Below are 12,007 nucleotides of genomic sequence, written 5' to 3'. Positions count from 1 at the left end.
ATTAATCAGATTATTTCTTTCTTCTTTCAATAATATACTTTGAAGAATGCTTCTTCGGAGCTCTTGTCTTCAAGCCCTTAGCATACAAGCCTGTACGAGATCTTGGATGACCTCCGGAAGCACGACCTTCACCACCACCCATTGGGTGATCAACCGGGTTCATTACAACACCACGGTTACGAGGACGACGACCTAACCATCTAGAACGACCGGCTTTACCTGATTTTTCAAGACCATGGTCTGAGTTACCTACACTACCAATTGTAGCCTTACATGCAGCAAGAATCTTTCTGGTTTCGCCAGAAGGCATCTTAATAATCGCATAAGTACCTTCTTTAGAAGTCAACTGAGCAAATGCACCTGCAGAACGTACCATTTTGGCACCCTGACCAGGACGAAGCTCAATATTGTGAATAATAGTACCAACGGGAATATTTGCCATAGGCAAAGTATTACCTATCTCAGGAGCAGCATCGCTACCTGAAACCACTGTCTGGCCAACTTCCAATCCGTTCGGAGCGATGATATAGCTCTTTGCTCCGTCAGCATAATACAATAAAGCGATACGAGAAGTACGGTTTGGATCGTACTCGATAGACTTTACTGTTGCAGGAATGCCATCTTTATTTCTCTTGAAGTCGATAATTCTATACTTTTGTTTGTGACCGCCACCAAGATAACGCATTGTCATCTTACCTGTGTTGTTACGACCGCCAGTATTGTTCTTACCTACCACAAGAGACTTCTCTGGTGTACTTGCAGTGATTTTATCAAATGCACCAATAACTTTGTGTCTCTGCCCCGGTGTTGTGGGCTTTAATTTACGTATTCCCATTTCTTTTTTTAGATATTACTAAAGAAATCAATTGTTTCTCCTTCTTTCAACGTTACGATTGCCTTCTTAAAAGCTGACTGTTTACCATTGATAATACCTGATTTTGTATAACGGCTTTTCTGCTTGCCAGAGTAGTTGATGGTGTTAACATCAACTACGGTTACATTATACATATCCTGTACAGCTTTTTTGATCTCCAACTTGTTGGCATCAGGAGAAACACGAAAACCATAGCGATTAGCCATTTTTTCTGTAATCGCTGTTTGCTTCTCTGTTACTATAGGTTTAATGATAATTCCCATTTCTTTACTCCTTATGCATTAAAAAGTTTTTCTATAACAGCAACAGAGCTTTCAGTCAAAACCAAATTAGCTGCATCAAGCACTTTGTATGTGTTTAATTCAGAGGCTGTTATAACACTTGTCTTTTCTAAATTACGAGCCGACAAATATACAAAATTATTTTTCTCCGGTAAAACCATAAGTAACTTTTTATCAGCCACTTTCAGGTTTTTAGCAATTGTTACAAATTCTTTAGTTTTCGGAGCTTCCAGAGCGAAATCCTCAATAACTACAATTGCATTATTTTTAGCTTTATAAGCCAAAGCAGACTTACGAGCCAGACCCTTTACCTTCTTGTTCAATTTGAACTCATAATCTCTCGGTTTCGGACCGAAAACGCGAGCACCACCAACCAATACAGGAGAGTTGATATCACCACGACGGGCTCCACCACCACCTTTTTGACGGATCAGTTTGCGTGTACTACCAGAGATCTCACTTCTTTCTTTCGATTTGTGAGTACCCTGACGCTGGTTAGCCAAATACTGTTTTACATCCAGGTAAATGGCATGATCATTGGGTTCAATGCCGAAGATAGCATCGTTCAAAGTTACCTTTCTTCCGGTATCTTCACCTTTAATATTAAATACGCTCAGTTCCATTACTTTTCAATTAATACGATTGAACCTTTTGCTCCTGGAACAGATCCTTTAACCAATAAAAGATTGTGTTCCGGCATTACCTTGATCACTTCCAGGTTCTGAACTGTTACACGTTCATTACCCATCTGTCCGGCCATACGCATGCCCTTGAATACCTTTGCAGGGTAAGAACAAGCACCAATACCACCGGGAGCACGCAAACGATTATGCTGACCGTGAGTAGTCTGACCTACACCACCGAAACCATGACGTTTTACTACACCCTGGAAACCTTTACCTTTTGATGTACCTACTACATCAACGAAACCTGCATTTTCCAGATAATCCACAGTGATCACGTCACCCAGATTGTATGCAGTTTCAAAATTCTTGAACTCGGCCAAGTATCTCTTGGGAGTTACACCGGCTTTTTTGAAGTGACCCATTTCCGGCTGTGTTGTGTGTTTCTCTTTTTTCTCTTCGAAACCCAACTGTACAGCTTCATAGCCATCTTTCTCCAAAGTCTTGATCTGTGTAACAACACAAGGACCCACTTCGATAACAGTGCATGGAAGATTCTTTCCCTCGGCACTGAAAACGGATGTCATTCCGATTTTTTTTCCTAATAATCCTGGCATTTCACTTAATTTTTAAATAACTCACACTTTAATTTCTACTTCAACACCGCTGGGTAATTCCAGCTTCATCAATGCGTCAACTGTTTTTGCAGTTGAGCTATAGATATCTATCAATCTTTTATAAGATGATAGTTCGAACTGCTCACGAGATTTCTTATTAACGAAAGTAGAGCGGTTCACAGTAAAGATACGTTTGTGTGTAGGCAGGGGAATCGGTCCGCTAACAACAGCACCTGTAGCCTTTACCGTCTTCACGATCTTCTCGGCAGACTTGTCTACCAAAGAATAATCGTAAGACTTTAATTTAATTCTGATCTTTTGGCTCATATTGTTATATATGTTTCTAAATTATTTGATCAAATCAGCACGACCCTGTACTTCTGTCAGTACCTGCTTAGCAATAGAAGAAGATACCTGAGCATAGTGAGAGAACTGCATTGAAGATGTTGCACGACCTGAAGTGATAGTACGAAGAGCTGTTACATAACCGAATGTTTCAGCCAGAGGTACTTTAGCTTTCACAACACGTGCACCGGTACGGCTTGTTTCCATACCTTCTACCTGGCCGCGACGTTTGTTCAAGTCACCGATAACATCACCCATACTTTCTTCCGGAGTAACAACTTCCATCTGCATGATCGGTTCCATCAAAGCAGGACCTGCTTTTTCAGAAGCGCTCTTGAAAGCCTGGATACCTGCGATCTCGAAAGACAACTGGTCAGAGTCAACCGGGTGGAATGAACCATCAATCAAAGTCACTTTCAGTTTATCCAACGGATAACCGGCAAGGATACCGTTCTTCATGGCTTTTTCGAAACCTTTCTGTACTGACGGGATAAATTCCTTAGGAATGTTACCACCTTTTACTTCGTCAACGAACTGCAGAGTTCCTTCGAAGCTTTCGTCAGCCGGCTCAACGCGAACGATGATATCAGCAAATTTACCACGACCACCAGACTGTTTCTTATAAACTTCACGAAGTTCAACAGATTTAGTGATAGCTTCTTTGTAAGTAACCTGAGGTTTACCCTGATTACATTCAACCTTAAATTCGCGACGCAGACGGTCAACGATAATATCCAGGTGAAGCTCACCCATACCGCTAATAACAGTCTGACCTGTATCTTCGTTAGTCTGTACACGGAATGTTGGGTCTTCTTCAGCCAATTTAGCCAATCCCATACCCAGTTTATCCATGTCTTTCTGAGTCTTAGGCTCTACAGCGATACCGATAACCGGATCCGGGAAGTCCATAGATTCCAGTGTGATCGGATGATTTTCGTCACACAGCGTATCACCTGTACGAATATCTTTGAAACCAACACCTGCACCAATATCACCACAACCGATCATTTCCATCGGGTTCTGTTTGTTTGAGTGCATCTGGAACAAACGAGAGATACGTTCTTTTTTACCAGAGCGGGTATTCAATACATAAGAACCGGCATTGATAGCACCTGCATATACACGGAAGAAGCACAGACGACCTACATACGGGTCTGTTGCGATCTTAAATGCCAAAGCAGTCATCGGTTCTTCGAACAACGGCTTGCGGATAATCACTTTTTCAGGATCGTCAGGATCTGTACCTTCGATAGCAGGAGTATCTTCCGGAGACGGCAGATATGCACAAACTGCATCCAACAGAGTCTGAACACCCTTATTCTTGAAAGAAGAACCACAAGTCATCGGATTGATCTGCATAGCCAATGTTCCTTTGCGGATCGCTACATTGATTTCTTCTTCAGTAATAGTAGAAGGATCATCAAAATATTTTTCCATCAAAGCATCATCGCATTCTGCCAGAGCTTCCAACATCTTATCGCGCCATTCTTCAGCTTCAGCTTGCAGATCAGCAGGGATTTCTTCTACGCTATATTCAGCACCCATTGATTCGTCATGCCAGAAAATAGCTTTCATTTTGACCAAATCTACTACACCTTTGAAAACTTCTTCAGCACCGATAGGAATCTGGATAGGACATGGACGAGCGCCCAGTACATCCTTCATCTGACGGATCACTTCGTAGTAGTTCGCACCTGAACGGTCCATTTTGTTCACGTAACCGATACGAGGTACATTATATTTATCAGCCTGACGCCATACGGTTTCAGACTGGGGTTCAACACCACCCACTGCACAAAAAGTAGCAACAGCACCGTCCAGTACACGAAGAGAACGTTCAACCTCTACTGTAAAGTCAACGTGTCCCGGAGTGTCGATCAGATTGATCTTATACTTGTTACCCAAGTAGTTCCAGAATGTAGTTGTAGCAGCGGAAGTAATTGTAATACCACGTTCCTGCTCCTGAGCCATCCAGTCCATGGTAGCAGTACCATCATGTGTTTCACCGATCTTATGCGTCAAACCAGTGTAGAAAAGAATACGCTCTGAAGTCGTAGTCTTACCTGCATCGATGTGCGCCATGATACCGATGTTTCTTGTAAACGTTAATTGTTTATCGTTTGCCATTGTATATCCTTTATGCTAAATTAAAATCTGAAGTGAGCGAATGCACGGTTAGCTTCAGCCATACGATGCATATCTTCTTTTCTTTTGAATGCGCCACCCTGGTTGTTGAAAGCATCTACAATCTCTGCAGACAGCTTGTCAGACATCGTCTTACCACCTCTCTTACGTGAGAAGATAATAAGGTTCTTCATAGAAATTGATTCTTTACGATCGGGGCGAATTTCAGTAGGTACCTGGAAAGTAGCACCACCTACACGGCGTGACTTCACTTCGACTTGAGGAGTAATATTGTCGAGTGCAGCTTTCCAAATTTCGAGAGCAGACTTTTCTTCGTTAGGCAATTTAGCCTTAACGTTTTCCAGAGCGGAATAGAAAATTTCGAAGGCAGTATTTTTCTTGCCATCATACATTAAATGGTTAACGAATCTCGTAACCTTTACATCACCGAAAACAGGATCCGGGAGGATCTGTCTTTTCTTTGGTTTTGCTTTTCTCATTTTGTTTCAAAAATTTCGTTTTTGTCTTTGGTTGCCTTTTTAATTTTGTCTTCAACGGTTCCGCTGAACCATTTACTCAACCTTATAGCCTATCCAAATAACTCAAACCAGCTTTAATACTTAATTTAAATTCTCAGTTTGAAAGGGTGATTTTTACTTCTTTCCTTTTGCTGGAGCAGCACCTGCTTTAGGACGTTTTGCACCGTATTTAGAACGACGCTGAGTACGACCGTTAACGCCAGCTGTATCCAAGGTACCACGTACAATGTGATAACGTACACCAGGAAGGTCCTTTACACGACCACCACGTACTAATACGATTGAGTGTTCCTGCAGGTTGTGTCCTTCTCCCGGAATGTAAGAGTTTACTTCTTTACCATTTGTCAAACGAACTCTCGCTACTTTACGCATTGCAGAGTTAGGCTTTTTCGGTGTTGTAGTGTAAACACGTACACAAACGCCACGTCTCTGAGGACAAGCATCCAATGCAGGTGATTTACCTTTTACCACCAAAGTTTCCCTTCCTTTTCTAACTAATTGCTGAATTGTAGGCATTTCTTTTTCTTTTTAAACTTTGAATGTGTTATAATTATATTTATCTCTTTTTTCTATTTCAGGCTGCAAAGATACGCATTATTTCCGTATAACCAACGAGTTACGGGTGTTTTTCTACATAACTTGCGCTAAAAACGGTGCAAAGTTACATAATAGTTCCCGTTTGTTTCTGTTATAGAACAGGTGAATTCAAACTATTTATTATTATTTAACAACAAAGCCCCGCTGGCTTAAAACCAACGGGGTTTGTCTTGTGTCTGCCTTCTCTCTTCACAGGGATACTAACAGAAGAACTTTATTTTTTACTTTAGTATTAAAAACTACTTGTTCACCTCTCACAGGCTACTTAATCCAGCAATGCATAAATATGCATACAACCAAACTACGTAGTTCTAATTATTTGATTATTTAAAGAAGGAAAGCTCCTTCTCTAATTCTTATTTCACGATTGCTTTTACAGCAGTTTCGCCTTCGACAGCTACTACAACGATACCAGTAGGAGCATTTACCTCAACATCATTTGATGTAGCGATTGTTTCAGCGACTGTTTGACCCAACAAGTTTGTAATTTTAACAGATTTACCTGTTGCGTTCAATACTCTAACAGAACCTTTTGCAGCAATTACACTAACTTCAGATGTTGAAGAAATTGATTCGTTATCTGTTGCAATTTCACCTTCAGCATCCTTCAAGCTAAATACCTGAGCCTGCTTAACAAGTTCGTCTACCTTAGCCTCATCACCGTCATGGCTACCGCCAACTTCTTCTTTAGATTTAGCCAATACAGGAACACCATTTTCAATCTTCACCCAAGCACCCTTGAATGAACCGATACCAGATACACCATCCAGATTAGTTTCCAGTAAGAAATCCTCACCATCATCTGTAATCTTACGTAAAGAGAACAAGCAGTTAGCATGAACATCTTTTGTCAGAGTTGTCGGAACAAGTTTTGTATTATCATTGAAGTCTGCAGGAGCTATTACACCATACTTTTCACTTAAAGAAGCTAAAGTATAACCATTTCCGGCATTTACCTGATAGAATACACCATCTTTGATAACACCTTCCATGAAGGCAAGACGAGTATATACATCATTCCACATGTAAGCATTGTCAGTTGAATCATTCAGATTAACCAAGAAACGTCCATATAAATATCCTTTATAATCAACCGGTTCAAAATGTTCACCTGAACAAGTAGGATTGTATCCGTGTTTATCACACCACTTTCCATCTTCAACAGTACCTGTAGCAACACCCAACATATATTGTGGCATATGTTCACCACCTATTGCATGCAAATACAGAGCTGTTGTGTAATTTTCACCCGGTTTAAAGTCTGTTCCAGTACCTATTCCTAGGAAGTTGAAACCACTCGTTGAATTTTCATACAAACATTCAGTTGAATTACCTTGTCTTTCACGATAGACCTTAACTGTTTTGCCGCTCAAATCATCAACATTTTGATACAAGTTACGAGAAGCATCAATTAATGCGAAAGCGTCGATATCATCAGTTACATAGTTTCTCAAGTTGACAGAAGTCATGTGCTGAACACCATCACCCAATGCAACACGGTGAGCATTTTCTAATACACCTGAAGAAAGAGTACTACCTACAGTGTCAACCAATGTATAATATTCACGTTCCGTATCTACCTGATCATTCTTCAAATAGAATTTAGCGAGTGTTGCATTATTAGCAGCAGCCTGTTCCGGTGTATAAGCTTTATAATAAGATCTCTTAGTACCATCGCTCTGTGTAATTTCGGCCAGATATACATAACACTTATCATTATCTATCAGATTAGCATCTCTGACTTTCAATTTGTAAGCATATTTTTTCAACTGAGATGTTGTAGAATAATTAGTACCGAAATTCGTCGGAGCACCTTCAATCTGTTCTACCTGGAAATAAGTAGAAGAACCATCGGTTGTAGCAACGAAATTCATATCTTTATCTACAGCAACCAAAGCATCTTTACCGCCAGTCAAATTGTCTGTAACATTATATTTCAACTTAAATTCATTATAGGCCAATTCATTACTGCTCAAATGTCTGTAACCATGATAATCACTTGCAATAATTGCTGCAGCGGCAGCGCCATCTTTGTCAACAACAGTAGTAATATCATAGCCATCTTTATTATACAGCGATTTCACTGATATATTATCAATAGCAGTATTATAATTATTATCGATGATAAAGACCTTACCTGTAGCATCTTTATAAAGCTGACCTTTGAATACTTCATTTGCAAATTCACGGTTTGCAATCTGTACAGGAGAAGTAGCATCTGCTTCACAACCAATTTGTTGAACATCCCACATTGTGGCAGGCATATAAACAAACTTCTGAGCTTCAGTAGGAACATCATATTGAGTCCAGCCAACCAAATTAGCTACAACATACTTGCCACCAGTCATGATATAGTTCAAACCTTTAGTCAAAGTTGCACGCTGTAACCATTTTGTTGATAAGTCTCTGCCATCAAAGTTAAATTTCGGAGTTGTAACAGAAGTACCATCATTATTATAAGCTGTTAAAGCTGTCGTATTACCTAACTCTACTAAAGTAACAACAACACTATCTTGAGCAGCATCACGTAAAGCCGTAGTAGGCTGATTATCTGCTGCCAAGAATGCTCTTCTGTTATTATAATGAGAGTTGTAGGCAATGCCTTTGTTTCTCCATTCATAATTACCACTTACAGAAGCCATAGACAGAGCATTCAACGGTTCGATAACCAAGCTATCAGTTGATGCATAATAAGTAAACTTATACAAGAAACGTGTAGCAAGAATTGTATCGCTCAAAGAAGATGTAGCTTTATCATAAGCACTAAACTTGAAAGGTACATAATCATTGTATCCTGCCGCAGGTACAGAGTCAACCATCATATATTTAGTTACATCGGTTTTACTCTGAAGTGCTACATACAGATTCAAGCTGTCAGCACTGTTCAGACCTAATGTATCCTGAGCAAACTGATCAGAAATAGCAGATACGCCAGTTGCAAAAGCCACAGGAGCTTTCAAGAAGGCATCTGCTGAAACAGCCTTAAATTCACCACTGATAAATTCAGAGGCAATTGTAGGATTTGCAGAAGATTTCAATTTAAATGTACCATCGGCATTAAAATCAACCAAAGTGTTTAAAGCCAAAGGATCCAATACAAGCGGAGAAGCCAATCTCGGACGTAATTTCAAAGCATCAGTAATAGCACTTACACCTGTTGCACCAACTACTGTTCTCGGATATTTAACAGCTACTACCTGACCTTTGTCATTCAGCTGCATTACCATAACATGGTCATTGTTTGCACCAAAATAAGCAAACACAGCTGTCGGAGTAGAAATAGCAGCACCATTATTAGTTGCACTGTTATACCACTGCCATTTGTTCTGGCAACCATTCAAAATTGTAGAGTCTTTATCTGCAACACTCAGATTAGCTGTTGCAGAAGCTAATACATTACTGTTATCTGTCTGATCATCAAAAATCAAATCAACACCGGTTTCAGCATTTGTAAATGTAAATTTAGCACCGCTAACACCATCGGCAGCATCTACTTTCACTCTCCACAATGAGTAGTTCAGAGGAGCTTTGCTGATAGAATCCATTTTCAGGTAAAGAGCACCTGTTTCTTTATCACGCAACTGTACCAATACGCTGTCACCTGCTGCATTTGATAATTGATACAAAATGTTACCAGCCGTATAATCTTTAATTTCGGTAACATCAAAAGGATAAGCTGGAGCTTTGTGCAAAGTATCTGCCATCACAAAATGTGAAAGGGTCTTCCATTCATAACCAAAATTGTCCGGCACATTGGCTGAAACAGAATTTTGAATCTGAGCAGAAGCGCCAACTGCTGAACACAACATCGCGCCAACTACTAACGTAGAAAACTTTTTGTTCATAATTCTAAATTTAATATTAATACTAATGTTCGTAATGTTCTGTATTCTGTCGGACGTTCAAATGTTAATGACTAGATTAAACGTCCCTTTTTTCTCGTCATTTTTTAGAGTCCATTTTGACTTCGTAATAAAAAAACGCTTTTTTGTACTAGGATTGTTATCTAACTGATAAGAAAGAATATAGGAAAGATAATTTTTACTCAAAAAGGATTGTAGATTTGAAAGGAATGATTACTTTTGTTGACGAGAAAAAAGGGACGTTTAATTCAGTCATCACTTTTCATCATTTTTTCTGCACTTATACTCTGGATATCAGATTATTACTTTCGCATTTTTCTAAATCCACCCAAATGTTAAATTGAAGTATAGATATAAATAATGTACGTGTACATATATAATAACACAATCCACCTTTCAGGTTTCAGCCAACTTATCACACTGATTGTCAGCTCATAAAACTGAAAGATGGATTAATACCGTTTTACTCTCCGTCAAAGAGCATTTCCTCTCTTTTTGAGGAGAAATGTTAATTTGTCTTTTTTCACCCCCAAAAACGCCTTTTACCCCTGTGCTACCACCAGATACAAATTACCGTTTTCAGTATGTTTCCGTTCAATTCCCAGGGAAGAAAGAAGCTTTCCGAAATTACCTGCCGATACCGAACGCATCGCTGCCGGATTGTGCTTTTTCAATCGCAGGAAAATCTCCGCGGCAGATAACATCAACGCCTTCTCGCCATATCCGGCAGGACGGAAACAAGATTTGAACACCTCCTCTTCCACCGGATGCTTATAAAACGCCTCATTGGCCGTCATGATCCCCGCTTCCTCTTCGGAAGTGAACCAATAGCGTTCGCCTGCTGCCAACTCTGCTTTCAGTTGTGCATAAAGCTGGCGATAATCAATGGCAGAACAATCAATTTTATGTTCTATCTCCACACAAAGGAAACGCCGGCTACCGGTCGGGTCGGTCAGTAGCTCTTTCTGGTTGGATGTAGCAATAAAAGAAGCGACGCGAGGCAAGGAACGGTAACTTTTCTGATGTGCCTTACGAATACACGGATCAACCACCTGCATCAGATTCTTCAACAAAGCCATCTTACGGGAAGTGAATTTATCGAACTCATCCATATTGATCAAACCGAACTCAGTCAGTTTGCGTTCGGCTGCAGATTGAGCCGTCAAATCGAAACAATCCGTATAATATCGTTTCAACTCACCGGGCAATAATAATTTACAAAAAGTAGACTTTTGCCGACCTTGCACGCGGCTGACCAACACCGGCGAAACGCTGTTCGCATGCAAGCGGTCTGTTCCCAGCCATTGTGCCGCCATCCCCAGTAACCAACGGCGAAACCCTCTCACCCACAACCCGTCCGATGAGACCCGGCGTGCCAAAGGTATGACCCGATCTGTCCCGTCCCATTCCGGTAATTCTTCCATAAACAAACGGAACGGATGATATTCAGAAATACTATCCGATAACACATAGCGCGACACATCCCTGTCCCAGCAATCGATTCCGTTTTTTCGCGCTTCGATACAGAAACTGTTTAATTCGCGCTGTCCTACAGGGTGGAAACCAACCGAAGGAACGTTCCGCTTCCTGTATTCCGTCTCTTCTGTCAGCATGTTGAAACGAAAATCATACTGTTCTTCCAAAAACTGCTCCATACAGACCATCATGCCGGTCCCTTTTTGCATAGAACCGTCTTTCTTAAGGGGTGTAGTAAGCTGCTTTAAAGATATTTTCTCCGACATAGTTTCCTCCACATCGTTTTTCCCGGCAAGCATCCGTCCAATGAACAGACGATACCATTTTTCAATCATTTTTTTCAGCATATACATATAGATTAATTAAGTTGTTTTTCACGAATATACTACCGTATATCAAGGTTTTACAAATTTACAGGCAACTATTTTCTTACAATCTCATCTACCGGAAAAGTCGGTAACAAGTATTGCAGAAGTCATATAGAACTGTTACTTTTGTAAGGAGATAGTAAGCGTTCGACAATTGTGGAACGAAAGGTTTACAGTTGTCGAATAATCGATCTACAATTGTGAAAAGATCGCTTTATAATTGTCAAACGATAAATAAGTAAGCATTCTGACCTTTACTGAAAGTAGTTTACAGATAAAACATTTATTACTAAAAACAAT

10 protein-coding genes are annotated in these 12,007 nt (G+C 40.2%); all 10 read right to left on the bottom strand.

Features of this window, described 5'->3' with window-relative positions; genetic code table 11:
• Window positions 1–10: 10 nt before the first annotated feature.
• The 10 genes from rplB to DWW23_RS24640 all read right to left on the bottom strand — a co-directional run bounded on the left by rplB (window position 11) and on the right by DWW23_RS24640 (window position 11,686).
• Window positions 11–835 carry a 50S ribosomal protein L2 gene (gene rplB, locus DWW23_RS24685; protein ID WP_122357133.1) on the bottom strand — a complete coding sequence of 275 codons (825 nt, stop codon included), beginning with the start codon at window positions 833–835 and terminating at the stop codon, window positions 11–13.
• 8 nt (window positions 836–843) lie between these two features.
• On the bottom strand, window positions 844–1,137 hold the full coding sequence (rplW, locus tag DWW23_RS24680; RefSeq protein ID WP_122357131.1) for a 50S ribosomal protein L23: 294 nt from the start codon (window positions 1,135–1,137) through the stop codon (window positions 844–846).
• Window positions 1,138–1,148: 11 nt separating this feature from the next.
• A complete protein-coding gene (gene rplD, locus DWW23_RS24675) occupies window positions 1,149–1,778 on the bottom strand; it encodes a 50S ribosomal protein L4 (RefSeq protein ID WP_122357129.1) in 630 nt (209 codons plus the stop codon).
• Complete coding sequence (rplC, locus tag DWW23_RS24670) at window positions 1,778–2,395, bottom strand: 50S ribosomal protein L3 (protein ID WP_122357127.1); 618 nt, start codon at window positions 2,393–2,395, stop codon at window positions 1,778–1,780. The genes rplD and rplC overlap by 1 nt, the downstream gene beginning before the upstream one ends.
• 21 nt (window positions 2,396–2,416) lie before the next feature.
• The gene (gene rpsJ / locus DWW23_RS24665) at window positions 2,417–2,722 is read right to left on the bottom strand and encodes a 30S ribosomal protein S10 (RefSeq protein ID WP_005634728.1); all 306 of its coding nucleotides are present in this window, start codon (window positions 2,720–2,722) and stop codon (window positions 2,417–2,419) included.
• A gap of 21 nt (window positions 2,723–2,743) precedes the next feature.
• The gene (fusA, locus tag DWW23_RS24660; protein WP_122357125.1) at window positions 2,744–4,867 is read right to left on the bottom strand and encodes an elongation factor G; all 2,124 of its coding nucleotides are present in this window, start codon (window positions 4,865–4,867) and stop codon (window positions 2,744–2,746) included.
• A gap of 20 nt (window positions 4,868–4,887) precedes the next feature.
• Window positions 4,888–5,364, bottom strand: a complete 477-nt coding sequence (rpsG, locus tag DWW23_RS24655; protein ID WP_028730651.1) for a 30S ribosomal protein S7 — start codon at window positions 5,362–5,364, stop codon at window positions 4,888–4,890.
• A gap of 153 nt (window positions 5,365–5,517) precedes the next feature.
• Window positions 5,518–5,919 carry a 30S ribosomal protein S12 gene (rpsL, locus tag DWW23_RS24650; RefSeq protein WP_009859549.1) on the bottom strand — a complete coding sequence of 134 codons (402 nt, stop codon included), beginning with the start codon at window positions 5,917–5,919 and terminating at the stop codon, window positions 5,518–5,520.
• 437 nt (window positions 5,920–6,356) lie between these two features.
• Window positions 6,357–9,845, bottom strand: coding sequence for a DUF6383 domain-containing protein (locus tag DWW23_RS24645; RefSeq protein ID WP_147382648.1), 3,489 nt, complete (start codon window positions 9,843–9,845; stop codon window positions 6,357–6,359).
• A 560-nt stretch (window positions 9,846–10,405) separates the two neighbouring features.
• Complete coding sequence (locus DWW23_RS24640; RefSeq protein ID WP_233564450.1) at window positions 10,406–11,686, bottom strand: VapE domain-containing protein; 1,281 nt, start codon at window positions 11,684–11,686, stop codon at window positions 10,406–10,408.
• Window positions 11,687–12,007: the final 321 nt, after the last annotated feature.

The sequence above is a fragment of the Parabacteroides sp. AF14-59 genome (assembly GCF_003479515.1).
GTDB lineage: Bacteria > Bacteroidota > Bacteroidia > Bacteroidales > Tannerellaceae > Parabacteroides > Parabacteroides faecis.
Note: the sequence above shows the minus strand (reverse complement) of the source record. Positions and strands in the feature narration are given on the sequence as shown.